21 protein-coding genes and 1 pseudogene are annotated in these 24,918 nt (G+C 72.7%); 12 read left to right on the top strand and 10 right to left on the bottom strand.

What is annotated here, in order from left to right; genetic code table 11:
• Positions 1-273: 273 nt before the first annotated feature.
• The 5 genes from QFZ71_RS01145 to QFZ71_RS01125 all read left to right on the top strand — a co-directional run bounded on the left by QFZ71_RS01145 (position 274) and on the right by QFZ71_RS01125 (position 6,804).
• Positions 274-4,497, top strand: a complete 4,224-nt coding sequence (locus QFZ71_RS01145) for a SpoIIE family protein phosphatase (protein ID WP_307666362.1) — start codon at positions 274-276, stop codon at positions 4,495-4,497.
• Positions 4,494-4,643 carry a hypothetical protein gene (locus tag QFZ71_RS01140; RefSeq protein ID WP_307666361.1) on the top strand — a complete coding sequence of 50 codons (150 nt, stop codon included), beginning with the start codon at positions 4,494-4,496 and terminating at the stop codon, positions 4,641-4,643. Before QFZ71_RS01145 ends, QFZ71_RS01140 begins: the two co-directional genes overlap by 4 nt.
• A gap of 435 nt (positions 4,644-5,078) precedes the next feature.
• Positions 5,079-5,372: an STAS domain-containing protein gene (locus QFZ71_RS01135; protein ID WP_307666360.1), complete on the top strand. Its 294-nt coding sequence runs from the start codon at positions 5,079-5,081 to the stop codon at positions 5,370-5,372.
• Positions 5,373-5,699: 327 nt separating this feature from the next.
• Entirely contained in the window at positions 5,700-5,870 is a 171-nt protein-coding gene (locus tag QFZ71_RS01130) for a hypothetical protein (protein WP_307671632.1), read from the top strand.
• A 53-nt stretch (positions 5,871-5,923) separates the two neighbouring features.
• A protein-coding gene (locus QFZ71_RS01125; RefSeq protein WP_307666359.1) for an IS5 family transposase occupies positions 5,924-6,804 on the top strand; the annotation gives its coding sequence in 2 pieces (ribosomal slippage) (positions 5,924-6,284 and positions 6,284-6,804; 882 coding nt in all).
• Positions 6,805-7,075: 271 nt separating this feature from the next.
• Here the strand turns inward: QFZ71_RS01125 and QFZ71_RS01120 are convergent.
• The 4 genes and pseudogenes from QFZ71_RS01120 to QFZ71_RS01105 form a co-directional block, all read right to left on the bottom strand.
• Positions 7,076-7,513: an ATP-binding protein gene (locus QFZ71_RS01120; RefSeq protein WP_307666358.1), complete on the bottom strand. Its 438-nt coding sequence runs from the start codon at positions 7,511-7,513 to the stop codon at positions 7,076-7,078.
• Between the two features lie 145 nt (positions 7,514-7,658).
• On the bottom strand, positions 7,659-9,719 hold the full coding sequence (locus QFZ71_RS01115) for a neutral/alkaline ceramidase (protein WP_307666357.1): 2,061 nt from the start codon (positions 9,717-9,719) through the stop codon (positions 7,659-7,661).
• Between the two features lie 291 nt (positions 9,720-10,010).
• Positions 10,011-11,522: pseudogene (proP, locus tag QFZ71_RS01110) on the bottom strand (glycine betaine/L-proline transporter ProP).
• Positions 11,523-11,718: 196 nt separating this feature from the next.
• The gene (locus QFZ71_RS01105) at positions 11,719-13,194 is read right to left on the bottom strand and encodes a dienelactone hydrolase family protein (RefSeq protein WP_307666356.1); all 1,476 of its coding nucleotides are present in this window, start codon (positions 13,192-13,194) and stop codon (positions 11,719-11,721) included.
• Positions 13,195-13,389: 195 nt separating this feature from the next.
• On the opposite strand from QFZ71_RS01105, the gene QFZ71_RS01100 reads away from it, so the two are divergent.
• Together QFZ71_RS01100 and QFZ71_RS01095 are read left to right on the top strand one after the other, a co-directional pair.
• Positions 13,390-13,545: a hypothetical protein gene (locus tag QFZ71_RS01100; protein ID WP_307666355.1), complete on the top strand. Its 156-nt coding sequence runs from the start codon at positions 13,390-13,392 to the stop codon at positions 13,543-13,545.
• Positions 13,546-13,672: 127 nt separating this feature from the next.
• Entirely contained in the window at positions 13,673-14,458 is a 786-nt protein-coding gene (locus QFZ71_RS01095; protein ID WP_307666354.1) for an SAM-dependent methyltransferase, read from the top strand.
• 78 nt (positions 14,459-14,536) lie between these two features.
• On the opposite strand, the gene QFZ71_RS01090 is transcribed toward QFZ71_RS01095, so the two are convergent.
• Positions 14,537-15,220 (bottom strand): HSP18 transcriptional regulator, encoded by a 684-nt coding sequence (locus tag QFZ71_RS01090; protein ID WP_307666353.1) that lies wholly within the window; start codon positions 15,218-15,220, stop codon positions 14,537-14,539.
• A 138-nt stretch (positions 15,221-15,358) separates the two neighbouring features.
• Between QFZ71_RS01090 and QFZ71_RS01085 the strand changes: the two genes are divergently transcribed.
• Both QFZ71_RS01085 and QFZ71_RS01080 read left to right on the top strand, forming a co-directional pair.
• Entirely contained in the window at positions 15,359-15,790 is a 432-nt protein-coding gene (locus QFZ71_RS01085) for an Hsp20/alpha crystallin family protein (RefSeq protein WP_307666352.1), read from the top strand.
• A 179-nt stretch (positions 15,791-15,969) separates the two neighbouring features.
• Positions 15,970-16,407 carry a DUF2267 domain-containing protein gene (locus tag QFZ71_RS01080; RefSeq protein WP_307666351.1) on the top strand — a complete coding sequence of 146 codons (438 nt, stop codon included), beginning with the start codon at positions 15,970-15,972 and terminating at the stop codon, positions 16,405-16,407.
• 277 nt (positions 16,408-16,684) lie between these two features.
• Here QFZ71_RS01080 and QFZ71_RS01075 read toward each other — a convergent pair whose 3' ends face one another.
• From QFZ71_RS01075 to QFZ71_RS01065, 3 genes are all read right to left on the bottom strand, one after another.
• Positions 16,685-18,166, bottom strand: a complete 1,482-nt coding sequence (locus tag QFZ71_RS01075; protein WP_307666349.1) for a SulP family inorganic anion transporter — start codon at positions 18,164-18,166, stop codon at positions 16,685-16,687.
• 72 nt (positions 18,167-18,238) lie between these two features.
• Positions 18,239-18,829: a carbonic anhydrase gene (locus QFZ71_RS01070; protein WP_307666348.1), complete on the bottom strand. Its 591-nt coding sequence runs from the start codon at positions 18,827-18,829 to the stop codon at positions 18,239-18,241.
• 413 nt (positions 18,830-19,242) lie between these two features.
• A complete protein-coding gene (locus QFZ71_RS01065; RefSeq protein ID WP_307666347.1) occupies positions 19,243-19,932 on the bottom strand; it encodes a bifunctional 2-polyprenyl-6-hydroxyphenol methylase/3-demethylubiquinol 3-O-methyltransferase UbiG in 690 nt (229 codons plus the stop codon).
• A 153-nt stretch (positions 19,933-20,085) separates the two neighbouring features.
• Here QFZ71_RS01065 and QFZ71_RS01060 point away from each other — a divergent pair, with 153 nt between their 5' ends.
• Positions 20,086-20,355, top strand: coding sequence for a hypothetical protein (locus QFZ71_RS01060; protein ID WP_307666346.1), 270 nt, complete (start codon positions 20,086-20,088; stop codon positions 20,353-20,355).
• Between the two features lie 48 nt (positions 20,356-20,403).
• On the opposite strand, the gene QFZ71_RS01055 is transcribed toward QFZ71_RS01060, so the two are convergent.
• On the bottom strand, positions 20,404-22,302 hold the full coding sequence (locus tag QFZ71_RS01055; RefSeq protein ID WP_307666345.1) for an ABC transporter ATP-binding protein: 1,899 nt from the start codon (positions 22,300-22,302) through the stop codon (positions 20,404-20,406).
• 328 nt (positions 22,303-22,630) lie between these two features.
• Here QFZ71_RS01055 and QFZ71_RS01050 point away from each other — a divergent pair, with 328 nt between their 5' ends.
• Complete coding sequence (locus QFZ71_RS01050; protein WP_307666344.1) at positions 22,631-23,335, top strand: ribonuclease H; 705 nt, start codon at positions 22,631-22,633, stop codon at positions 23,333-23,335.
• A gap of 82 nt (positions 23,336-23,417) precedes the next feature.
• On the opposite strand, the gene QFZ71_RS01045 is transcribed toward QFZ71_RS01050, so the two are convergent.
• Positions 23,418-23,828: an ATP-binding protein gene (locus QFZ71_RS01045; protein WP_307671305.1), complete on the bottom strand. Its 411-nt coding sequence runs from the start codon at positions 23,826-23,828 to the stop codon at positions 23,418-23,420.
• 177 nt (positions 23,829-24,005) lie between these two features.
• Between QFZ71_RS01045 and QFZ71_RS01040 the strand changes: the two genes are divergently transcribed.
• Positions 24,006-24,839, top strand: a complete 834-nt coding sequence (locus tag QFZ71_RS01040) for a Scr1 family TA system antitoxin-like transcriptional regulator (protein ID WP_307666343.1) — start codon at positions 24,006-24,008, stop codon at positions 24,837-24,839.
• The last annotated feature ends 79 nt before the right edge of the window (positions 24,840-24,918 follow it).

Raw genomic sequence — 24,918 nt, 5'->3', positions numbered from 1 at the left:
GTCCGTCAGGGCGGCCCCCGTGACGTCTGCCGCTCGTCGCGCAGCCGCCCCCCGGGGCAGACGCGTGGCCGTACCCCCGGCCAGGGGCACCGGACCCCGAGCCGGAACAGGCAGGATGCCGAACCGCTGTCGTACGACGGGCCCGGGCCGGGTACAGCACCCCCGGCGGAACGCCGGCGGCCGGCGGGTGGCAGAGTCCGAGCGTGGCGAAGGCCGTGCGTCGCAGTCCCGCCGGGGCGGTGGCCGAGGACGCGGAGGGAGGGGCTCGGGGTGATGGGTGGCAAGGACGAGGTCCCGGTGGACGGACTGTTCGCCGCGGATCCCGAGATCGGCCGTGACCTGGCCCGAGTGGACTGGGCGGCGACCCCGCTCGGCGATCCGGCCTCCTGGCCACAGAGCCTCAGGACGACCGTCGACATTCTGCTCTCGTCCCGGTTCTCGATGTGGATGGCCTGGGGGCCGGAGCTCACGTTCTTCTGCAACAGCTCCTATCGCCGCGACACCCTGGGCCAGAAGTACCCGTGGGCGCTGGGCAGACCCATCCGCGAGGTGTGGCCGGAGATCTGGGACGACATCAGTCCCCGCGTCGACAGCGTCCTGGCCCACGGGGAGTCCACCTGGGACGAGGCGCTCCTGCTCCTGTTGCAGCGTTCGGGCTTCCGTGAGGAGAGCTACCACACCTTCTCCTACAGCCCGCTGCGGGACGACGCGGGCCGCCTGGTCGGTGTGCTGTGCGTGGTCATCGAGGAGACCCAGCGCATCATCGGCGAGCACCGGATGGCCGCCCTGCGCGATCTGGGGTCGGATCCCGCGGCGGTCCGCACGGAGGAGGAGTTCCTCGAATTCAGCGCCCGCCAGCTCGACCGGCACCCGTACGTCCTGCCCTTCACCCTGACCTACCTGTTCCAGGACGACGGACGGGCCCGGCTCGCCGCCACCTCCGGTATCCGGCCCTCCCACCCCGCCGCCCCGGTCGAACTCGCGGACAACGCCACCGCCCCCTGGCCGGCCGGTGCCGCGCTGCTCGGTGAAACCGAAGCGGTCGACCTCAGCGGCGCCCCGTTCGGCGGACTGCCGCACGGCCCATGGGACGAACCACCCGCGCAGGCGCTCGTCGTCCCCCTCGTCCAGCCCGGCGCGCCCCCCACCGGATTCCTGGTGGCGGGTCTGAACCGCTTCCGGGTGCTGGACGACGCCTACCGGGGCTTCGTCGATCTCGTCGCGGGGCACATCGCCGCCGGCCTCGCCAGCGCCCGCGCTCACGAGGCCCAACAGCGCAGGGCGGAGGAACTGGCCGAGCTGGACCGGACCAAGACGGCCTTCTTCTCCAACATCAGTCATGAATTCCGTACTCCGCTCACCCTGATCACGGGACCGGTCGAAACCCTGCGGCAGCAGTTGGCCGACGACCCCGTCTTCCGGGAGGATCTGGACGTCATCCACCGCAGCGGCCTGCGACTCGGCAAGCTCGTCACCGCCCTGCTGGACTTCTCCCGCATCGAGGCCGGGAGGATGCAGGCCGGCTTCGAGCCCGTCGACCTCACCGCGGTCACCGCCGAACTGGCCGGTGTCTTCCGCTCTGCGGTGGAACGGGCCTCCCTCAGGTACGAGTTCGTCCCCGCGACACTCGGCCGACCGGTCCTCATCGACCGGGGCCTGTGGGAGAAGGTCGTCTTCAACCTGCTCAGCAACGCCCTCAAGTTCACCTTCGAGGGGGTCATCCGCGTGAGCGTAGGGGAGTACGCGCACGGCGCCGAGGTCACCGTCGAGGACACCGGAACCGGCATCCCGGCCAGGGAGATGCCCCGGCTCTTCGAGCGCTTCCACCGGGTGGAGCACGTCCGGGCCCGCTCGCACGAGGGCAGCGGAATCGGCCTGGCCCTGGTCAAGGAGCTGGTCGAGCTGCACGGAGGTACGGTCTCCGTCAGCTCCGTCGAGGGCCGGGGCACGCGGTTCACCGTCCGACTGCCCTTCGGATCGGCCCACCTGCCGGCCGACGCGGTCCGCGAGCCCGGCCCGGACCATGCCGCCCCGGCCGCCGGCGTCACGGCCGAACCCTTTCTGGCGGAGGCCCTGCGCTGGCTTCCCGACCCTCCGGACGGGGACCTCACCGAGATCGGCGAGCCCGCCGCCGAGCGAGTACCCGTGCCGGCCGTGACCGGCGCCCCTCCGGGTCCGTCCACCCGGAACGCCCCCGCGCGGGTGCTCATCGCCGACGACAACGCCGACATGCGCGGCTATCTCACCCGGCTCCTGCGGGGCGCGGGCCATCAGGTGCTGGCGGTCGCCGACGGCCTGGAAGCGCTGGACCGGGTACGGGCGGACCTGCCCGAGCTGGTGATCAGCGACGTCATGATGCCGGGCCTGGACGGCCTGCGCCTCGTGACCGCGCTGCGGGAGGACCCCCGTACGGCAACGGTGCCGGTGCTGCTGCTCTCCGCCCGCGCCGGGCAGGAGGCGTCCATCGAGGGATTCGACGCGGGGGCCGACGACTACCTGGTGAAGCCCTTCGCCGCCACCGAGTTGCTGGCGCGGGTCCGCGCCGTCGTCGCCATGGCGCGGCTGCGCGGCCACCACACCCGGTGGCACGGGGCCCTCGTCGACTCGCTGCAGGACGCCTTCTTCGTCTGCGACGCGGACGGCACGGTGGTCGAGACCAACGCGGCCTTCACCCACATCCTCGGCTACGGCCCCGAGGGGCTGCCCTACCGCCCGCCTCACCCCTGGTGGCCCGACGCCGCCGCCGATCCGGAGGCCCACCGGCAGGCCACCCTCTCGCTGACCCGGATGACCACGCTCGACCACGGTGTCTTCAGCGCCCCGGTGACCCACCGCGACGGCCACCGCCTCTGGGTCCACGCCAGCTTCAACCGGGTCCAGGACCCGGACACCGGCCGTACGGCCATCGTCGGGACGCTCCGCGACGTGACGGCCGAGCACTACGCCATCCAGCGCGAGAGCGCGCTGGCCGCACTGGGAGAGCGACTCGCCGGGGCGGGCAGCGTCGAGGAGGCCCTCGCTCACGCCATCCACGTACTGCACGACCTCTGGCGCGCGCACAGCGTGGTGGCCGCCCGCTTCGATCGCGGCGACACCACCGCCCCGCGGCGCCTCACCACGACCACGGGCACCCGGGAGACGCCCGCCGAGCCCCCCGCGCCGCGATCCCCGGAATGGAGGGACCTCGACGAGGCGCGGCGCGCGGCCCTCTCCGGGCTCGCATCGGCCCCGACCCTCACACCCGTCCCCGGCCTCGGCGGAGCGGGCATCCGCATCGACCATCCGGACGGGCCTCTCGCCCTCTGGATCGAGCTGGGGGAGCACCGCTTCTTCACCGACGAGGACGAACTCCTGCTCTCGCTGCTGGCCGGCCGCCTCACCCAGGGGCTGGCCCGTGCCCGCCGGATCGACCAGCAGCGGGAGACCGCCATCGCCCTGCAGCGAGCGATCCTCGGACCCTCGAACCTCCCCGACGGATTCGCCGTCCGCTACGAGCCGGCCGGCCGGCCGTTGGAGGTGGGCGGCGACTGGTACGACACCTTCGCCCTGCCCGACGGCCGAATCGGCATCGTGGTCGGGGACTGCGTCGGCCGAGGGCTGGAGGCCGCCGCCGTCATGGGGCAGCTGCGCAGCGCCTGCCGGGCGCTGCTGATCCAGGACCTCGGCCCGGCCCGCGCGCTCATGGCTCTGGACAGCTTCGCCGCGACCGTTCCCGGAGCGATGTGCACCACCGTCTTCTGCGGGGTTCTCGATCCCTCGACGGGGGAACTGCGGTACTCCAGCGCCGGGCATCCGCCCGGCATCCTCCGCGGCGCCGACGGCTCGTCCCTTCTCCTCGAAGGGGGACGAGCGCTTCCCCTGGCCGTGCGGCCCGGCCGGACGCGTCCCGAGGCCGCCGCGGTCATCCCCGGCCGCTCCGTCCTGCTCCTGTGCACCGATGGGCTGGTGGAGCGCCGGGGCCTCTCCCTCACCGACGGCTTCGACCAGGCCGACCTGGTTCTGCGACAGGGTATGCATCTTCCGCCCGACCAGTTGGCGGACCACCTCATGTCCCGGCTCGCCCCCGCCGGCGGATACACCGACGACGTGGCGCTCATGCTCTACCGCCACCCCGCCCGCCTGGAGACGTCCTTCGCCGCCGACCGGGACCGGCTCGCGGCCGTCCGGGACGAGCTGCGACGCTGGCTGGCAGCGTGCCACGTCCCCGGACCCACCGCCCGGGGCGCGCTGGCAGCCGCCGGCGAGGCGGTCGCGAACGCTGTGGAGCACGCCTACGCGGACGGTACCGACGGCACCGTCCGTCTCACCGCCCGCGCGACGGGCGACCGGTTGCACATCGAGGTCGCCGACGCCGGCAGCTGGCGGGAGCCCGACCCGCGATGTGCGACCGTACGCGGACGCGGCATCCCCCTGATGCGTAGGCTCATGGACCACATCACCCTGACCCCCGGTCCCGGAGGCACCACCGTCGGCATGGATACGAGGATCGTCCCGTGAGCACCTCCCCGACCCTGACCTCCCGCCGACACCCCGATGGTGGGGTCGGCCTCGCGGTGACCGGGGAGATCGACCTGAGCAACAGCCATCTGCCGGCAGCGGCCCTGGACGAAGTCTCCGGTCCGGTCCGGTGCGGCTCGACCTGACCGGTGTCACCTGCCTCGACAGCGCAGGTCTGAGCGTGCTCCTCACCCACGCGAGCGAATCGAGGTGCCGGCCACCCATCTGTTAGCGCCGGTGCCCAGCGTGTCCGGCCTCACCGATCTCTTCTCCGGCCCTTCTGAGGGCTCAGGGAAGGGCGCTCCGGCTTCTTCCTGAGCGATTCCGGTTTCCGCCCCGCCTCGCCCCGCGCCGCCTCCCGCGGCAGGGCGGCCGTGTCGAGCGCCGTATCCCGTCCGGGGAGTACACCGAGTTGAGGACGGCCGGGCGGGCCGGGTCGTGGGCGGCGTCTGCGGAGGGCCCCGTCCGCAGGTGTGTTGCGGTCGGTGCCGCCATCCCTGTAATGATTGCCTGATGGCAACTATCGTAGGTCCGCCGCCCGGCGGCTCGATCACGTCGGAGCTGATCCAGGACCCCGCCGTATGGCTGGTGCGCATCACCGGGAGATCGACGTCGACCATGTCGAGCCCCTGCGCCTCGCCCTGTCCGCGGCGATCCGCACGGGCTCGCCGGTGGTGGTGGACTGCTCCGGCATCGGCTTCGCGGACTCCTCGTTCCTCAACACCGTCATCGTCGGGGCGTGTTCGGTGCCCATCCACCTGGCGGGCGTGCCGGACGGACTCGCCAGGTTGTTCCAGGTCACGGGGACCACGTCGCTCTTCCCCCACCACCCCGACATCCCGTCCGCGCTGAGGCGATGCGCGGAGCGGGCGTAGGGCCGCGCGGCGCACAGGGCGGTCCTGGAGGGCCGCGGCGCTTCTCGTGTCCATCACGGGCGTGCTCGCCGCATTCACCCCCGCTCCACCTCTTCCCCGGTCCGGACCCTCTTGACGATTGGTCCAGGCCTTCCTGGGGTCGCGGCGACACTGCGAGGGTGCCGAGGAGAGAGCTACGCGCTCATGGCCGCGCAAGGTTGACGGGCCAGGGATTCCCCTGTCCCCCTGGAGCCACTCATGGGGCTGCCTTGAGTACAGAAACACGATGACGCCGTACCGGACCCTCACGGAGCGCCTCCCTCGGCAAGCGGTCCAGGGTCATGGCGGGTGCCACGGCGCTTCTCGTGCCGCTGGCCGCCGTGGTGGCCAGCGGCGACCGTCGGCACCAAGACGGCGTGGGCCAGGAGCCAGGGCCTGGGCGGCGCGTTCTTCTGGGAGTTCAACGGTGACACAGCCGACGGCGAGCTCGTGACGGCCATCGACAGCGGTCTCACCTAGGTTCTGTCCGGCGGATCATGTGACCTTCCGACTGGTCGCTCGTTGGTCCGGTCATGGGTCGGGGGGATTTGACGAATCGCGAGTGGTCGTTACTGGAACCGCATCTGCCACCTCTGGGTGGCCGGGGCGGTCGGTGGAACGACCACCGCACCGTGGTCAACGGGATGCTGTTCCGGATCCGAACCGGTGTCCCGTGGCGTGACCTGCCGGAACGCTACGGCTCGTGGAAAACCGTTTACGAACGGCATCGCCGCTGGTCGGCGGACGGCACCTGGGACCGGATCCTGCATTCGGTCCAGGCCGACGCCGACCTGGCGGGGCGTGTCGACTGGTCGATGGTCGGCGTCGACTCGACGTCCTGCCGGGCCCATCAGCACGCGGCCGGCGCACGCAGGACCCGGCCGCGGGTCCCGAAAAAAGGACGACGCCCCGGCACCACCGCCCCGACGAGGGACTCGGACGGTCCCGGGGCGGCCTGACCTGCAAGATCCACCTCGCCGGCGAAGGCGGCTGCCGCCCCATGGCCCTCCTGCTCACGCCGGGACAGTGGGGCGACGCACCGCAGATGATCGAGGTCCTGGACCGGATCCGAGTTCCGCGGCCGCTTGGCGGAAGGCCCCGGACCCGGCCGGACCACGTCAGCGGCGACAAGGCATACAGTTCCCGCCGAAACCGCCGCTACCTGCGAAGACGCGACATCCGGCACACGATCCCAGAACCGAAGGACCAGCGGGCCAACCGCCGCCGCAGGGGCAGCAACGGGGGCAGGCCCGCCGGCTTCGACCCCGACCACTACCGGCGCCGCAACGAGGTCGAGCGGACCATCAACCGGCTCAAGAACTCCCGCGCGGTCGCCACCCGTTACGACAAGAGGGCCTACGTCTTCCACGGCACTGTCACCGCCGCAGCGATCCGACTCTGGCTCCGTCAGTGATCCGCCGGACAGAACCTAGGGGGTGTCCGGCGGATCTTGACCGGGTCCGCGGTGTCTGGCACGGCACCTCGCGGCGTTGCCGAAACACCCGAATCGCTCCGCGATGAGGGCATTCCAGCGCCTTGCGATGCACCGCACCAGACACCGCGGCCTGTCCGGCCCTGATCCGCCGGACACCCCCTAGCCCCCTGCGCTGCCACGTGCCCGCCCGCCCCGAGCAGGGGCGGGCGGGCACGCGCGTTCCGGCAGGTCGAAGGTGAAGTCCCTCGTCTCACTCGGTGTTGCGGACGTGGTCCGGGGCGGCGTAGCCGGGCGGAACGAAGCAGGCGGTCACGGTCTTGCCCTCTCGTTGCGGATGGTGTTCCCAGCTGTCGGACAGTGCCTCGACGATCGTGAGGCCCCGGCCACCGGTCGCGTCGGGGCCCCGGTCGGACGGGGTCGGCGGATGCGGGCTGGAGTCGTGAACGCTCACGTGCAGGCAGGCGCTGTCCCAGGTCAGGACGAGTTGCGCATCGCTATGAGCATGTCTGTGCGCGTTGGTGATGAGCTCGGTCACCGTCAGAAGCACCGAATCCACCAGATCGGGTGCGCTCCGAGCCCATTCCAGCGAGTCCAGATGTGCGCGCGCCCAGAGACGCCCGGCCCGCACCCCTTGGGACATGGGGAAGGACTGCGCCCAACCCACCGCCCTCATCTCGGAATCGGCCACGCCGGCCCCTCTCTCATTCGGTCATCGAGGATGTCAGGATCGCTCGTCGTCTTCCGCCATCCCTCCTACCCGCCCGTGCCGATATGACGTCCGGCCGGCCGCGGGCCACATCCAGGCGCCAGGGTCCGACCCGGCCGGACATCCCCTAGCTCACCGTGAACGCCTCCGTCGCCCCCGTGAACGGAGTGATCCTTCCGAGCAGGCTCTTCGCGTCACCGTGGTGCACGATCCGGTAGGAGCCGGGGGCGGTGTCCGGGGCGATCTTCCAGGTGATCGTCGCCTTCGAGGTGCCGGTGAGGCCGTCGAGCCGGGTCCAGCGGTAGGTGGTCTCCCAGTCGCCGTCGTCCAGCACCCGCTTCCACGTGCCGTTCTCCAGCCGCTGGACCTCCAGGAAGGTGGAGCCCCGGCGGACGTTGTTCTTCGGGTGGCCCGTGGCGAACTCGGCGGTCGCGGTGGAGCCGCGCGCGTACGAGCGCTCCGGAGCCTTCAGGACCGCGCCGAACGCCCTGCCCGAGGGCGGGTTGTCGTACACGACACCGGTCTGGAAGGTGAATTGCCGTCCCGACTCGTCCGGCGGCGCCACGCCCCGTTCCAGTGCGGTGCCCGCGCGCAGGGAATCCGCGATCCTGGCGTACTCCTGCTGGTAGGCGGGCAGGGTGTAGCGGCCGTACAGCGTGGAGCCGCCCTCGTAGTTCTGGGTGTCGTACTCCTCCGGCGTCGTGACGTACTGGCTGTAGGCGTTGGCGTACCCCTGGAGCAGGACGCGGTCCAGCGGGACACCCAGCCGCCCGGCCACCGTGCGGCGTACGCGGAGGCCGGAGGCGATCGTGAACTCGCCCGGCGCGGCCACCAGGTGCAGCTCGCCGATCTTCATGATCTGGAGCGGGAGGGTCTTCGGGGTGACCGGGTGGACCTTGCTCAGCAGACCGGTGGGGATCAGGCTCGCCTTCGGGTACTGACAGGTCTGGAGCCACGAGGGGGTGTCGACGCGCAGCGCGTCGATGATGCTCGCCACCGGCGTGCGCGCGCCCTCCTCGAAGCCGGGGATCGCCGGGCCGTCCTCGACGCTGCCCGCGAGCGTGGACGCGCCCACGACGGCGGGGCAGGTGCGGTGCTCCTGGCCGTCCGAGGTGTACGCGCCGCCCACGGTCACGTTCTCCATGTCGACGTGGGTGAGCCGGGAGTCGACCCCTCCGGCGACGGGCCGCGCGTCCCGGTAGATCTCGCGGGCCTTGTCGAGCTGGCGCTCACCGATGATCCGCGCGTTCTCGAACTCGTCCTCGGTGGGCCCGGAGCCGGGCTTCAGGTTGAGGTTCGGGGACATGTCGCCGGCGTTGGTGTTCGGGAAGGCGGCGACGAAACCGGGGGTGTCGTCGAGGTAGCGCACGCCCTCGTGATCGTGCTCCCAGGCGTAGGAGGCGTAGCCCTTGTTGTCAGGGCTGATCAGCGTGTTCCTGTTGGTGATCGAGGTGTTGTGGGTGGCGAACCAGCTGACCGCGCCCACATCCTTCTCACCCTGCTTGAAGCGCAGCACGGTCATCGCCGGGTCGATCGCGTCGGGGAAGGCGGCCCGGTCGGCGGCCGGGTTGCGGTCGAACGCCGCGCGGGAGCGGTTGACGCTGGCGTTGGTGAGGGTCCCGGTGCCCAGGCTCATGGTGCCGGGCGCGAGGTCCTGATGCGCCTTGGCGACGGAGTCGGTGATGCCGTCGACGATCGCCCGGTAGGTCTCCTTCTGGAAGCCGAGGACGGAGAGGTTGTAGGCGACGTTGTGGGAGTACCCGCCGGGCCCCGAGTGGGTGTGGGTGGCCGACAGCAGGACGTTCGCCTCGTCGTACAGGCTGCCGTAACGCTCCTTCAGCCGGGCCAGGACGCCCTGGCGGACGGACTGGAAGATCATCGCCAGGTCGGCGTTGACGTACACCACCCGCTTGCCGCTCGCCCGGTCCACGACGACGAAGGCGCGCGACCGCTGGCGCTGGTGGATGCCCGAGGTCTTCTGGCCGAAGCTGGAGTACCCCATCATCCCGGTCTCGGCGGCCTCCCCCGTGACGTCGGAGATGCCGCGCCCGACGAGGTAGGCCGCCTCGGCGGCGGAGTCCGACGCCGCGGCGGGCGAGGGACCGCCGAGGGTGACCGCTCCGAGGGCGATGGCGAGTACCGCGACGGGGAGCCTGCGCCGTGAGCGGCGGATGCTGGGGGGTGGCATGGGACCTCCTGGGGCGCGAGCCGGGACGCCCGGACCCCGGGGGCGGCGGCTCACCGTCCGGGAAGGGTCGGGGCAGTGCCCCGACCGTAGGGCAGTGTGACCTACGTCGCATAGATGTCTACCGGCCAGTAAAGCCACGTGCTCCGACGGCTGTCCGCAGCCGCGCGGCCCCCGCCCGCCGCCCGGCCCGTACAGGAGCGGCTGTACGGCGGTGCGAGGGGCGGGGCGCGACGGCAGGGGACTGGGCGCGGCACGGGGGCGTCCCACCGCGTGCCGGACCGCCGCGCGCCCTCAGTGCGGCGGGCCCCGCCACAGGTTCCGCACCCGCAGCCACACGTCGCGCGCCTGGCGGCCCGCCGCCGTCCGGCTCCTCGCCACCAGCTCACGGGCCTGTTGGGGCGTCTCCACCATCGGTCCCGAGCCGCGCAGCGGACGCCCCGCCGTCTCGTGCAGGAAGAAGGTGGACACCAGCCCGATGACTCCGGCGGCCATCAGGTAGTACGCGGGCACCATCTCGTTCCCCGTGGCCTCCACCAGACCCGAGGCGAACAAGGGGGTCGTACCGCCGAAGAGCGACACCGAGATGTTGAAGGCGATCGACAGCGCGCCGTACCGCAACCGGGTCGGGAACAGCGCGGGCAGCGTCGAGGCCGCCGTACCCGCGAAGCAGACCAGCAGCAGGCCGAGCACCCCGCACCCCAGCGCCGGCAACAGGATGCCGCCCTGCCGGATCAGCAGGAAGGCGGGCGCGGACAGCGCGATCAGGGCCAGGCTGCCCGCCATGAACACCGGTCTGCGGCCCCACCGGTCGGAGGTCCGCCCCACGGTGGTGATCAGCAGCACCACCAGCAGCATCGTGCCGAGGACCAGCAGCTGCGAGGTGGTCTCCGGCTCGCCCAGGGTGGAGGACATGTACGTGGGCAGATAGGACGTCACCATGTAGTTGGTGACGTTGTACAGCAGCACCAGGCCCATGCAGATGAGCACGGCCTCCCAGTAGTCGGTGAAGATCTCCTTCAGCCGCCCCTTGCCCGACTGCCGGGCCTCCTCCACCGGATCGTCCCCGCCGCCGGGACGTGCCTCGGCGGCGCTCCGGTACGCCTCCTCCTGCTGGAACGCGGGCGTCTCCTCCAGCTTGAGCCGCATGTACAGCCCGATGATGCCCATCGGACCCGCGACGAAGAACGGGATGCGCCACCCCCAGTCCGTCATCCCGTCCGTGCCGAGGACGGCGGTGAGCACGGTGACCAGACCGGAGCCCAGCGAGTAGCCCACGAACGTGCCGAAGTCGAGTCAGCTGCCCAGGAACCCGCGCCGCTTGTCGGGGGCGTACTCCGCGATGTACGTGGTGGCGCCCGCGTACTCCCCGCCGGTGGAGAAGCCCTGCACCAGCCGGCAGACCAGGAGCAGCAACGGAGCCGCGAAGCCGACCGCCGCGTACGTGGGCAGGAAGCCGACGGCGAACGTGCTCGCCGCCATCATGATCATCGTGAGCGCCAGGACCTTCTGCCGCCCCACCCGGTCGCCCAGCGGTCCGAAGACCAGCCCGCCCAGCGGACGCACCAGGAAGGCCGCGGCGAAGGTCGCGAACGTGGACACCACCTGGGTGCCCGGCGAGCTGGCGGGGAAGAAGACCTTGCCGAGCGTTCCGGCGAGATAGGCGTAGACCCCGAAGTCGAACCATTCCATCGTGTTGCCGAGGGCCGCCGCCGTCACCGCGCGCCGGACCTTCGGCGGATCGGTGACGGTGACGTCCCCCTCGCGGAACGACTTCTTGCGCCGGCGGATGAGCGTGCGGACCATGCGCTCCACGGCCACGTTGTCGTTTCCGCGCCGGGGGGTACGCCCCCGCCGTGCCGGTCCGGCCATCGTCCGCCCTCTCCGCCCGCGAGGACCACCGTCGTGGTGGGGCACGGGGCGTCCCGGAGCTCAGCGCCTCCGATTCTGGCCCCGTCGCCCGGACCCGGCCTCCCAGGCGGCGCGCACGGGTGAGGAGGGCTCAGCGGGCGGCGGCGGGCGGGTGGACCGTCACCTCCCCGTGGGCGGAGAGCGCGGCGGGCAGGTCGACGGGGGCGCCGCGCAGGACGGCGTCGAGGAACGACCGGGTGGCCCCGGCGGTGATCCGGGTGCTCTCCGCACGCCCCGGGGAGCCGACGACGCCGGGGACCGGCGGCAGGTGGAGCGGGGCGTCGGTGAAGGTGAGGTGTGCGGCGCCGGGCACGGTCAGCCGGTAGTTCGTCGCCCCGCCCCGCTCCAGCACTCGCGTGAGCCGGGGCAGGTAGTCCGGGTCGGTGTCCGGCCCGATCTCCTGGGTCAGCGCCAGCATCGGCTGCTCGAAGCGGCCGCCGACGGGCCCGCGCGGGAAGCCGTCCAGATCGACGACCGCGTCGAACCGGGCGTCCTGTCGGGCCGCGAGGAGCGCTGCCGCGCCCCCGATCAAGTGCCCGGTCGCCGCGACCCTGGCGGTGTCGAGCCGCCCGGTCAACGGACCCTCGACCGCACCGCTCTCCAGCCGCTCCAGCCGGGTGAGCACCGCTCGCAGATCCGCCGGCCGTGCCCGCGTCCGCCCTTCCGCCAGCGCCTCGTCCTTCGCGGGGTCGCCGGTGGCGGTGACCCGCGTACGGAGGGTCCGGCCGTCCGACAGGACCACGGCCGCGGAGTCGTACGGGTGGTCCACGGCGGCCACGACGTAACCGTGGGAGGCGAGTTCCTCGGCACAGGCGGTGTTCTGGGTGCGCACGCCGCCGAGGCCGGGGGAGAACAGCACCACGGGGAAGCGGCCGCCGTCGTCCGCGACCGGTGCGCCGGGCACCGCGTGGCTCCGGGCACGCGGCAGCCCGTCGAGGAGGAACGCGGGGACGCCCGAGTAGTCGGCCAGCGCCGCCGAGACCGTACGCGCCTCCGCCTCGGTCCGCCCGAGGTACGGCGCGCGTCGGGCGTCCGGCGCGGTGTGCCCCGCCGGGTACCAGAGCTGCGCCACGAGCGGCCGCGGCTCCGTCCTCCGCCTTGCTCCCGCCGGGAGCGGCTCCCCCTTCCGGCCCGCCCGGTCCGCCCGCTCGGACCACTCCAGCGTCTGGGCGCCCACCGGGAACCGTCCCGACGGCTCGGGGAAGTCCGGCACCGGAAACGCCCAGGCGGCCACCGGCCCCGCGACCACGAGCGCCACGCCCACCACCGACCCCGGCAGGGCAAGCCACCACCGGGCCCGGCGCGGCGTCCGTCCGGAGCGCCGCGCCGGCCACGGGGCGAGCGCGAACGCCCCCGCGACGGCCGCCGCACCCACCACCGGCGCCAGCTGCCAGCGCGGTCCCGCCACGGCGAGAACGGCCACCGACCCCGCGAGCAGTGCTCCCGAGGCGAGCGCGGCCGGGCCGCGCCACCGCTCGGGAAGCCAGCGGGCCAGGACGAGGACGAGGGCGCCGAGCACCGTCAGGGCTTCGGGCGCGGACAACGGCAGCCCGGTCGATTCGGTCATGCGGCCATCGTCGGATCCGGGGGCCGCCCGGCGCATCGCGCTCACGTCGTGACCGTGTGCGACCTGAGGCGCGGACGCGGGACCCGTCCGTCATCCTGTACGGGTACACGGCGTGGCTGGTCGAAGCGGCGATGGACGTGGGACAGTACCTTCCTGCGGAACCGGGGGGTTCCGCGCACGGGGGGAAGGTGGGACATGGATCTGTTCGACGCCGAGATGGGCGGACGGGACGATCAGGGGCTGGATGCCGGCGGCGGCTGGTCGTGGTGCGGTGTCATCACCGTCGGGGTCCTCGTCCTGCTCGTGGTGCTGGTCAGCTGGCTCCTCGGGCTCGTGGGCCGGATCCTCTGAGCGCGCCTCTCCCCGGCCCGTCCCCGCTGCGTGCCGCCGGGCGGCGCGGTACCGTCGCCGACAGAGGCCCGGCGGCCGGTGCGCCCCCGGCCGACCGCCGTGTACGGACAGTCGGCAGAGGAGAGTCATGAGCGTCGTCGACGACGATTTCCGCCGCAGGATCCGGTCCGACGTCCCGCACTCGGCGCGCGTCTGGAACGCCTGGCTGGGCGGCAAGGACCACTACCCGGTGGACCGGGAGCTCGCCGACGCGGTGAGCGCCGCCTACCCGCAGATCGCCGACATCGCCCGCGCCTCCCGCGCCTTCCAGATCCGGGCGATCCACCACCTCGTCTCGGAAGGGGTACGTCAGTTCCTCGACGTCGGCACCGGGCTCCCGGTGGCGAACAGCACGCACGAGGTGGCGCAGAGCGTCGCGCCGGAGTCGCGGATCGTCTACGTGGACAACGACCCGATCGTCCTCGCCCACGCGGAGGCGTTGCTGACCGGCGCGCCCGAGGGCCGCACGGCCTATGTGGAGGCCGATCTCTCCGACGTGGACGCCGTGGTGGACGAGGCGGCGCACACCCTCGACCTGTCCCGGCCCGTCGCCGTGCTCCTGCTCTCGACCCTGGGACACCTCGTTCCGGCCGAGGGCGTCGACGTCGTGCGGCGGTACCTGGCGCGGATGCCGTCGGGGAGTTTCCTGGTGCTCTGCGACACGGTGAAGACCCCGCAGACGCTGGCGGCACAGGAGGCGTACGCGTCGGGCGACAACCCGCCCTACCTCGTCCGGGAACCGGAGGAGATCACCGGCTGCGCCGAGGGCCTTGACCCGGTCGATCCCGGTTTCGTCCCGATCGACCGCTGGCGGCCCGAGGAGGACGACGCGGTCCCGGTCGACCAGTGGGGCCTCGTCGCCCGCAAGCCGTAACCCCTCGGCGGGCGCGGCGCGGTCCGGGCCGCCCCGAGGACGGCGGGTCCGGGGGAGTCGGGCGCCGCCGTCGTCCGGTCAGTCGCCGCGGCGCCGGGCGGCGGTGTCCTCGCGCAGTCGGCCGGTGTGGTGGGTGAGGGAGTCCACGCGGTCCGCCAGCTCCCGGTGCGCCGGGGTGAGGTGGGGGTGGAGAGCGGTGAGCGGGGTGACCAGGGCAGCGGCGTCGTCGTCGCCGAGCGCCTCGCGGAGCCGGTCCAGCGAGGGGTCCGCCGCGGTGGGTAGGTCGGCCAGCGCCGTGATCTGCCCGGCGAGCGACCGCAGGTCCGCCGCGTTCCGCCGGGCCCACGCGGTGATCGACCGGTCTCCCGCCCGGCGGTCGCGGGTCGCCCGCACCCGCTGCTCCCCGGTGCTGCCCTCGGGGCCGGGGCGGAGCCGCAGATAGCGCCGCTCGGCGGCCTGGCGGCTGGCCACGCCCAGCGGATCGGCCAGGTCGGCCCAGCTCGCCCCGGCAGCGCGGGCCGTCTCGATCAGGCCGGTCTCCCAGCCCGCCAGCTGTTCCCGCACCTCGCGCAGGAGCTGGAGCGAGGCCAGGGCCTGGGCGCGCTCCGTGGCCGGGGGCGGGCCTGACGCCGCTTCCTCGGTGTCCACCCGCGCCTCGCGGACCGCCTCGTCGATGGTCCGGAGGGCCGCCCACGCGGCCAGGAAGGAAACGGCGTCCGGGGCGGGGTCTCGGGGCGGGTCGGGCTGGGCCGGTGTGGACATGGGGGCTCCTCGGGCGCTCGACAGTTTCGTCATCGGTCCGGCGACATGCCATGTTGTCATCGAATGGATGACATGCTACAACGAGGGCAGGTGAAAAGCGCGGGCTGTCCGCCCGAACGACCGGAGGTGTTTCCCGTCATGCTGATGCGTACCGACCCCTTCCGTGAACTCGACCGGATCACCGAGCAACTCCTGCGCCCCGGCACCTGGTCGCGCCCTTCGGCGATGCCGATGGACGCGTACCGGGAGGGCGACGAGTACGTGGTGGCCTTCGATCTCCCCGGCGTCCCCCCGGAGGCGATCGACATCGACGTGGAGCGGAACATGCTGACCGTCAAGGCCGAGCGCAGGCCCGCGGTCAACGCCGACCACGTCCAGATGGAGCTGTCCGAGCGGCCGTTGGGGGTCTTTTCCCGCCAGATCGTCCTCGCGGACACGCTCGACACCGAGCGGATCGACGCCGACTACGACGCGGGGGTGCTGACCCTGCGTATCCCCATCGCGGAGCGCGCCAAGCCCCGCAAGATCGCCATCGGCGGGGAGTCCCGGCGCAAGCAGCTCAAGAGCTGATCCCGGTCATCCTGATTCCTCCCCCGGCGGTCAGGTGTGACCCGCGTCCCGGCGGGCATGCGGTGAGCACCTGACTTCGCACCACCTCGCTGCCCGCCCCCGCGCCGCCTCGACGACGAGCCGCGGGGGTGTGCGGCGCATCGACACGAGCAGTACGGACGAGAAGGGCTGCCGCCACGATGATCCACGAGTCCCGGAACACCGGCGCACCGCTGGACGCGACCTTTGACCTGCTGTTGGAGAAGATCCGGTACGAGGGCGCCTATCCCACGCGCGAACGTGCCGAGGAGAGCCTGCGTGCGGTGCTGGGCGCGCTGGGCCGGCAGATCACCGGCGACGAACGGGTCGCGCTGGCTGCCGCCCTGCCCGAGGAGGCCGCCCGCGTGTTCACCGCGGAGGTCCCGGCCGTGCAACAGCTCCCCGGAGCCGCCTTCGTCCGTGAACTCGCCGAGCGGACCGGAGGCACCCCGGCGACCGCCCGGTGGGACGCCGGCGTGGTCCTCAGCCAGATCGCCGCGCTGGTGGGCGACGAACTCGTCGCCGATGTCGTCAGCTGCCTGCCGCCCGGTTACGCGCTCCTCTTCGGCCGCGCGGAACTCCTCGCCCAGGCGGCCTGATCCGAGGACTTCGGGGCGGTCCGGACGCCGGACCGCCCCTCGGTCGTGGGGGCGCACCGGTCGCGGACCGACGGAGCCCGGCCGGGAGCCGGAGGATCCGCACCGTCCCGGCGGAAGGCCCGCAGCGGCTCGCCGCCGACGCCAGGTGAGCACGGTCCGCGCCCGGACGGGATCGTCTCCACGAACGGCCGCATCACGCGCTGCGGCACTGTCGCGGTGAGACGCCGGGCGCTCATGTCCAGCGCCCGGCGTCCCGTGCGGCCGCGTAGCCGGTCGGTCAGGGGGAGGGCTGCCGGCGGATCGTCACCGGCTCGGTCTCCGCATGGTGGTGGCGGCGCGCCCAGTTCTCCAGGGCGATCCGACAGGCGTGGTCGAGGTGGCGCACCCCGGTCAGGTCGAGCTCGATGGGCCGGTCCTGCGGGAGTCCCTCCAGTTGTTCCAGGATGCGGGGCAGCCGCAGGAAGGTGGCGTTCCCGGTGAGGGCCACCACCACCCGGCCGCCGGTCAGCTCATGGGTGGTGAGCTGGATGTGCGAGGTCTCCCAGGCCGACTTGACCACCGCGAGCAGCAGCCCGAGGACGACCCCTTCGAAGAGGTTGGTCACCACGATGGCGATCGCGGTGACCGCCAGCAGCAGGGCTTCCCCCCGGTGTTCGCGCCAGAGCGGCCCGAACTCCCTGGCGGGCACCAGCTTGCACCCGGCGTGCACGAGGATTCCGGCGAGCGAGGCCAGCGGGATGATCCCCACAGCGGCGGGCAGGAGCGCGGCGAACAGCAGCAGCCACAGGCCGTGGGCGACACGGGAGAGCGCGGTGGTCGCCCCGGCCTGGACGTTGGCGGCGCTGCGCACGATGACCGCGGTCATCGGCAGTGCCCCGAGCGCCCCGCAGAGGGTGTTGCCGACGCCCTGGGCCACCAGTTCCTTGTCGTAGTCGGTACGGGGGCCGTCATGCATGCGGTCTACGGCCGCCGCGCTGAACAGGCTCTCCGCCGAGGCGATCAGGGCGAAGGCCAGCACGGTGCCGATGACCGCCACGTCGGCGAGCCGGGTGAACTCCGCCCCGCCGGGGAGGTCGATGGCGTGGAGGAGCCCGTTCACATCGGCCACCGCCGGCCGCAGCCCGGCCAGGGAGGCGACCGCGGTGGCCAGGGCGACCGCGGCGAGGGGAGCGGGGACGATACGGACGGTGGCGGGGAGCTTCGGCCACAGCAGCAGCACGGCGATCGTGCCGGCGCCGAGGCCGAAGGCGGTCAGGGCCTCCTGGTTCGTGACGATGTCGACGGCGAGTCCGGGGAGTCCGGCCAGCTTGGCGGGGCCGCTGCCCGGTTGCTCGAGGTCGGCCATGGCGTACACCTGCCCGAGCACGATGATCAGGCCGATGCCGGCGAGCATGCCCTGCACCACGGAGACGGAGATGGCGCGGAACCAGCGGCCGAAGCGCGCCAGGCCCAGCACCACCTGGAGGAGGCCGGCGGCGAGCACGATCGGACCGAGCGTGCTGAGGCCGAACTCCTGGACCGCCTCGAAGACGAGGACGGTGAGTCCGGCGGCGGGGCCGCTGACCTGGAGCCTGCTGCCCGGCAGCAGGCCGACGACCAGTCCGCCGACGATGCCGGTGACCAGGCCCAGTTCGGCCGGGACGCCGGAGGCGACGGCGATGCCGACGCACAGCGGCAGCGCGACGAGGAAGACGACGAGGGACGCCAGCAGGTCCCGTCGTACGACGTGGGGGTTCTTGAGTTCCTTCGCGGTGATCACGGTGGTTTCCCTTACGGTTACGGTCGTGTCCGGCCGGGGCCGGGCGTGCGAGCGTGGGGGGAGGGGAAACCGTCAAAGGCGGGCGAACTCGGTCCCGCGCTCCGGCCGGTGGACGCTGACGGAGCCGGTGTGCACTTCGTAGTACCAGGCGTGCAGACCGAGCGAGCCGTCCGCGATCCGCTCACGCACCGCGGGGTAGCCGCGCAGGGTGTCGAGCTGGGCGACGGCGTGGGCCTGGACCGCGCCGGGCAGGTCCCCGGCGGGGGGCGTACGGCCGCCCGTGGAGTGCGTCAGCCAGTGACGGACGGCGGGCATGGCGGAGAGGTCCTCGCCGCGGAGGATCGCGCCCACCGCGCCGCAGTGGGAGTGCCCGCAGACGATGATGTCGCGCACCTGGAGCATGCGCAGCGCGTACTCGATGGTGGCGGCTTCGCCGGTGGGCCGGTCCTCCGCCGGGTAAGGGGGAACGATGTTGCCCGCGGTGCGGAGTTCGAAGAGCTGCCCCGGGCGGGCGCCGGTGATCAGCGAGGGCACGACACGTGAGTCCGAACACGTGACGAAAAGTGCTTCGGGGGTCTGGCCGTCCGCGAGGCGTTCGAATTCCTTTGCGTTCGCGGCGACATGCTCGGTGAATGTCCGGGCGTGTTCTACGAGGGCTTGCATGGTGGCCTGCCTCCTGCATCCGGCGGTGCCGGGGAGCGGTGTGGTCGGGTCATATCGGCGAATGGGCTGTGCGCATCCGTAAGGATGTTCGGCATGGGAAAGGTGTTTCACCTGGCAGTTCGCCGTAGGGGAAACCGTCACGGGAAACGCCCCGGCCGTTCCTCGCGGACGCGAACAAGGCTGAGCATATAGAAAAAAACTTTGCTATCGCATTACCTTCTCGTGAAGGATCGCGAATGCGCCACCCGAGTCATTCATTCGGCTTGATCTTTGTGATAGCCAATGGTTGGCGTGTGCCGTACGTGAAGACTGCGACGGCGGTGACGAGGACCGTGTGGAGGCCGGGCCGGGCGACGGTGCGGAGACCGATGGGGGCGGACGTACGGAGACCGGGCGCGGCGGCCGTACGGATGTCAGCCGCGACGTCCGTGCAGAAAGAGATGCGGTTCGGGTGCGCCCGCCGGGTGGTCCGGAGTGAACAGGGCGCTGTGCTCCCACTCCACGGAGACCCCTGCCCGCGCGACGAGGGCGGAGAACTCCTCGGCGCCGAAGCTGGAGACCCGCACCGGCTGTCCCATGAACACCGCCTCGACGCCCTCGGCGTCCACCGGCACCGTCGCGACGGCCAGCAGCCCGCCGGGCCGCAGTGACCGGACGAGCCGCTCCATCAGCCCGCTCTGCTCGTCGCGTTCCATCTGCAGGAGTGCGAAGTACACACAGATCGCGTCGAACCCGCCCTCGGGCAGAGGGAGATCGCGGATGTCCGCACACCGGAACTCGGCCTCCGGCACCTGCCGGGCCGCCAGGGAGGTCATCACCGGCGACACATCGACGCCCAGCACCCGGTGCCCCGCCTCCGCCAGGGTCTGCGCCGTGGGCCGGCCCGTCCCGCTGCCCACGTCGAGCACCCGGCTCCCCGGAGAGAGATCCGCCAGCAGTCGCTCCAGCGAACGACGGTGGGCCGCCGATCCGGCGAAGGCCCGCTCGTACTCCGCGCCCAGCGCGTCGAACACCGCGGCGGCCGCCCGGCCGCGCCTCTCGCCCGAAGGTCCCTGCTCCTCTCGGGACTTCCCGCCGTCACCACATACCTGGCTGTCACCCATCGAGGCGGTCCCTCCGTGCTCCGGCGGCCCGGCCGGCGTCCGCGTGCCCGGCCGCTGTGAGCGTCCCCGTACAGGCGTCTGAGTATGCCGGTCCCCGGCCCTTGAGTACGTTCTCCGATGTTCCGGCGCCACCGGCCGCGGTTCGATGACCGTATGAACTCCGAAGCGCCGCGCCGCGCAGGCCTCCAGCACGTCACCACCGCGGGTTCCGCCCTCGCCGTCACGCTGCTCCCGCTCGTGATCGGCGTCCTGCTGGCCAAGACGATGGCGGCGGACCCGATGACCTCGGTGAACGCGCTCGTCACCAACGGCGGCCACCGGCCTCGGGTGTCGCCGGGGGAGTGGCGCCGGTGCGGCGGCCACGCACTGCGGCGGCTGCGCACCGCCGAGCGCGTGTCCCGCACCCTCATCGGTACGCGCTGACGCCGTCCGGCCGGATCATCCGGCCGGACGGCGTCAGCGCGTACCGGGTCAGCGGACCGGTTGGACCGTCCGTTCCCCGTTCGGCGACGGCTGCTCGAACTGGGTGCGGTACAGCTCCGCGTACCTCCCACCGGCCGCCAGGAGTTCGGTATGGGTGCCGTCCTCGACGATCCGGCCCGCCTCCACGACCAGGATCCGGTCGGCCGCCCGTACGGTGGAGAGGCGGTGGGCGATCACCAGGGCGGTGCGGCCCGTCAGCGCCTCGGCCAGTGCCTCCTGGACGGCGGCCTCCGACGTGGTGTCCAGGTGCGCGGTCGCCTCGTCCAGAATCACGACCCGCTGACGGGCCAGCAGCAGCCGGGCGATGGTGAGCCGCTGGCGCTCCCCGCCGGAGAGCCGGTAGCCGCGCTCGCCCACCACCGTGTCGAGCCCGTCGGGCAGGGAGGCGATCAGGCCGTCGAGCCGGGAGCGGCGCAACGCGTCCCAGACGTCGTCCTCGGAGGCGTCGGGCCGGGCGATCAGCAGGTTGGCGCGCACCGATTCGTGGAAGAGGTGCCCGTCCTGGGTGACCATGCCGAGCGTGTCCCGGATCGATTCGGCGCTGAGGTCGCGTACATCGACGCCGTTCAGCCGTACCGAGCCGGAGTCCGCGTCGTACAGCCGGGGCAGCAGCTGCGCGATCGTCGACTTGCCCGCGCCGGAGGAGCCCACCAGCGCGATCATCTGGCCCGGTTCGGCGCGGAAGGAGACCTCGTGCAGAACGCGCGTGCCGCCCCGGTCGTCGAGCGTGGCGACCTCCTCCAGCGAAGCGAGGGAGACCTTGTCGGCGGAGGGGTAGCCGAAGGACACCTCGTCGAACTCCACGGAGACCGGGCCCTCGGGCACCGGGCGGGCGTCGGGCTTCTGCTCGATCAGCGGCTTCAGGTCGAGGATCTCGAAGACCCGCTCGAAGCTGACGAGCGCGCTCATCACCTCGACCCGCGCGCCGGCGAGGGCGGTGAGCGGGGCGTACAGCCGGGTCAGCAGCAGCGCCAGCGCCACCACGGCCCCCGGCTCCAGGCTGCCGCGCAGGGCGTAGAAGCCGCCGAGCCCGTAGACCAGGGCCAGCGCCAGGGCGGAGACCAGAGTGAGGGCGGTGATGAACGCCGACTGCGCCATGGCCGTACGGACGCCGATGTCGCGCACCCGGTCGGCGCGGGCGGCGAACTCGGCCGACTCGTCCGCGGGTCGCCCGAAGAGCTTGACGAGCGTCGCGCCGGGCGCGGAGAACCGCTCGGTCATCTGGGTGCCCATCGCCGCGTTGTGATCGGCCGCCTCCCGCTGGAGCCCCGCCATCCGGGCCCCCATCCGACGGGCCGGCACGACGAAGACCGGGAGCAGAACCAGGGCGAGGAGGGTGATCTGCCAGGAGATCGTCAGCATCACCGCGAGGGTCAGCACCAGGGTGACGACGTTGGAGACGACGCCGGAGAGCGTGTTGCTGAAGGCCCGCTGCGCGCCGATCACGTCGTTGTTGAGCCGGCTGACCAGGGCGCCGGTCCGGGTCCGGGTGAAGAAGGCGACCGGCATCTTCTGCACATGGTCGAAGACGGCGGTGCGCAGATCCAGGATCAGGCCCTCGCCCAGCGTCGACGACAGCCACCGGGTGAGCAGGCCGAGTCCGGCCTCGACGACGGCGATGAGCGCGATGAGGAGGGCGAGCCGGGTGACCGTGCCGGTGTCCTCCCCGTTCACGATCGCGTCGACGACCTTCCCGGCCAGCACCGGGGTGGCCACCGCGAGGAGGGCGGTGAGGACGCTCACCAGCAGGAAGCGGTAGATCCGTCGCCGGTGGGGCCGGGCGAAGGCCAGGATGCGGCCCAACGCCTTCCGCGAGAACGGCCTGCGGTCCTGCTGGGCGGTCATCGCGCTGTGCAGCGAATGCCACGCCGTGACTTCCATGTCCATGGGGCACTCCGAAGGGTGACGGCCCCCGGTTCCCCCGACGGCCTGCGGGTCCCGCATGCCGACCGGCCGCGGGCTCACTCGGAACGTTAGAACCTCAAGTTTGATTCAGGTCAAGGTCGCCGGGCGTCCGTGTGGCGGCCTTGCCGGGCCGACGGGGACGGTCCGGGCGAGCGGAGGGAGGGGCGGCGTGCGATCGGTCCGAGGGGGCAGGGACGCGCTGGGGACCGGATTCTCGCAGGGCACGGGCCTCGTCCTCGCCGCCGGACCGGCCCCGGCGGGTGCTCCTCGGCCGGTCGGAGCGGTCATACGGGGCTGGCATGATCGAGGGATGAACGAGAGCATCATCGCCGCGTGTGACGGGGCGTCGAAGGGAAATCCCGGACCGGCCGCCTGGGCGTGGGTCGTGGCGGACGCGCAGGGGAACCCGGTGCGGTGGGAGGCCGGCCCGCTCGGCGTCGCGACGAACAACGTCGCCGAGCTCACCGCCCTGGCGGAGCTGCTGGAAGCCGTCGACCCGGCGGCGCGCGTCGAGGTGCGGATGGACTCCCAGTACGCCATGAACGCGGTGACCAAGTGGCTGCCGGGCTGGAAGCGCAACGGCTGGAAGACCTCCGGCGGCAAGCCCGTCGCCAACCGTGAGCTGGTCACCCGGATCGATGCCCTGCTCGCCGACCGCTCGGTGACGTTCCGCCATGTGCCCGCCCATCAGGTGGACGGCGACCCGCTCAACGCGATCGCGGACCAGGCCGCCGACGAGGCGGCGGTCGCCCAGCTCGCGGCCGGTACGGCGCACGGCGCGACGGCTCCGCCGGTGCCCTCGCCCGCACGGGCCACGAAGGGGCGCGCGGGGGGCTCGGGCGGAGCCCCGGGGCGCAGCGCCGGGGGAGCGTCCCGCGGCGGACGGTCCACCGGCACGATCAAGGCGCGGTTCGCCGGACGATGTCACTGCGGACGGTCGTACGCGGCCAAGGAGCCGATCGCGAAGAACCCGAACGGCTGGGGCCACCCGGAGTGCCGCACCGCTCCCGCCTGAGCGCGCGCGGAAGGCCGGCAGACCCGGAAGGCGCCGGGGTCGGGAAGATCCGGAGGGGGCGGCCTCCGGGTGCGGAAGGGGCTCAGAGGATGGCCCAGACCAGCCGGCCCGCCGGCGCCGCGTGAGTGCCCCAGCGGGCCGCCAGCGCATCGACGAGCAGAAGGCCCCTGCCGTCCTCGGCGAGGCGGTCGAGCGCGGCGTCGTCTTCGAGATCGGACGCCGCAGGGACCTCTCCGACCGGAAGCCCGGCCGAGTCGGCAGGGGACGCCGGGGCCGGAATCAGGGCCCGGCCCCGGTTCCACACACAGATGCGTACGCCATCGGCGGAGCGCAGGAGGCGGCAGCGGATGCGCCGGGTGCTGGTGTGCTGCACGGCGTTGGTGACCAGCTCGGTCACTATCAGAGCCGCCGCCTCGACCCGCTCGGCCGGTTCGCCCCAGGCCCGCATGGCCTCCTGGGCCCGGCGCCGGGCTTCCGGTACACCTCCGGGCAGGCGGGGAACCCACCAGCTGAGTGCACCTCGGGCGCCGTGGACACCGCGGCCATCGGGGGCACGTTCCGCGCGTATGGCTATTTCCGACATGTATGCACTCTCGGCGCAAAACGCATACTTTGCAAGCGACAGAGTGTGTAGTGCCCCGCCCCGGGGCTCGACGGAGAAGGCCATCCCATGCGCGCCCGGTCCGGACCCACCGTGGAACACCGCGTCCTCGCGGTCCGCCTCCGCCGGCTGCGGGAACGCGCCGGAATCAGCCTGCGTGCCGCGGCGGAGGCGCTGGACGCCCACCCTGCCACCGTCCGGCGCATCGAACGCGCGGAGACCGGGCTCGACCCCCGGCAGGTCGGCGAACTGCTGCGCTGCTACGGCGTGCCGCCCGCCGTCGCCGAACCCATCATGGCCGGGCTCTCCACCGCGAACCTGCCCGGCTGGTGGCACCGGTGGCGGGACGAGATGGAGAGCTGGCAGCAGGAGATCATCGGCATGGAGTCCTCGGCCGGCCTCGTACGCACCTGGCACCCGGCCCTCGTCCCCGAACTGCTGCGCACCCCCGCCTACGCGGCCGCACTCCACCGCACGCGGTACCCGGACGACAGCCCCGCCCGCCGGGAGCGCCGCGTCGAACTGCTCCTGGAGCGCCGACGCCGCCTGCGCGCACGCGGAGCCGCCCTGTGGGCCCTGTTCCCGGCGGCGGCCCTCCATACGCGGGTCGGCGACCGGGAGACCATGGCCGGACAGCGGGCCGCCCTCGTCGAGGCGATGAAGGAGCAGCACGTCACCGTCCAGGTGGTGCCGCTGGACCATCCGCCGCACCCTCTGACGGGCGTACCGCCCCTCCACATCCTGCGGGTGCCCGTACCCGAGATCGGGGACCGGGCGGTGCTGGAGACGCCCGGCGTGCGGGTCGACCTCGTCGAGGACCCCGATGCCGTGATGGCCCACCGCATCCGGCTGGACGCCGCGTGCGCGGCCGCCCCCGGCCCGGGGACCCCGCTGCCGGAATGACCCGGTGCGGCGGGCCCGCCCCACCGGGCCGGGAAGTGCTGCGAGCCGCCCGCCGGGATGCGCCCCGGCCCGGCTCCGT

It is taken from the genome of Streptomyces sp. V2I9, assembly GCF_030817475.1.
Lineage (GTDB): Bacteria > Actinomycetota > Actinomycetes > Streptomycetales > Streptomycetaceae > Streptomyces.
This window is presented reverse-complemented; position numbering and strand designations above follow the sequence as displayed.

Coding starts and splice junctions, on each gene's coding strand:
- QFZ71_RS01145 (WP_307666362.1), top strand. CDS start 274: ATGGGTGGCAAGGACGAGGTCCCGGTGGACGGACTGTTCGCCGCGGAT.
- QFZ71_RS01135 (WP_307666360.1), top strand. CDS start 5,079: ATGGCTGGTGCGCATCACCGGGAGATCGACGTCGACCATGTCGAGCCC.
- QFZ71_RS01115 (WP_307666357.1), bottom strand. CDS start 9,719: ATGCCACCCCCCAGCATCCGCCGCTCACGGCGCAGGCTCCCCGTCGCG.
- QFZ71_RS01105 (WP_307666356.1), bottom strand. CDS start 13,194: ATGACCGAATCGACCGGGCTGCCGTTGTCCGCGCCCGAAGCCCTGACG.
- QFZ71_RS01100 (WP_307666355.1), top strand. CDS start 13,390: ATGGATCTGTTCGACGCCGAGATGGGCGGACGGGACGATCAGGGGCTG.
- QFZ71_RS01095 (WP_307666354.1), top strand. CDS start 13,673: ATGAGCGTCGTCGACGACGATTTCCGCCGCAGGATCCGGTCCGACGTC.
- QFZ71_RS01090 (WP_307666353.1), bottom strand. CDS start 15,220: ATGTCCACACCGGCCCAGCCCGACCCGCCCCGAGACCCCGCCCCGGAC.
- QFZ71_RS01085 (WP_307666352.1), top strand. CDS start 15,359: ATGCTGATGCGTACCGACCCCTTCCGTGAACTCGACCGGATCACCGAG.
- QFZ71_RS01080 (WP_307666351.1), top strand. CDS start 15,970: ATGATCCACGAGTCCCGGAACACCGGCGCACCGCTGGACGCGACCTTT.
- QFZ71_RS01070 (WP_307666348.1), bottom strand. CDS start 18,829: ATGCAAGCCCTCGTAGAACACGCCCGGACATTCACCGAGCATGTCGCC.
- QFZ71_RS01065 (WP_307666347.1), bottom strand. CDS start 19,932: ATGGGTGACAGCCAGGTATGTGGTGACGGCGGGAAGTCCCGAGAGGAG.
- QFZ71_RS01060 (WP_307666346.1), top strand. CDS start 20,086: ATGAACTCCGAAGCGCCGCGCCGCGCAGGCCTCCAGCACGTCACCACC.
- QFZ71_RS01055 (WP_307666345.1), bottom strand. CDS start 22,302: ATGGACATGGAAGTCACGGCGTGGCATTCGCTGCACAGCGCGATGACC.
- QFZ71_RS01050 (WP_307666344.1), top strand. CDS start 22,631: ATGAACGAGAGCATCATCGCCGCGTGTGACGGGGCGTCGAAGGGAAAT.
- QFZ71_RS01040 (WP_307666343.1), top strand. CDS start 24,006: ATGCGCGCCCGGTCCGGACCCACCGTGGAACACCGCGTCCTCGCGGTC.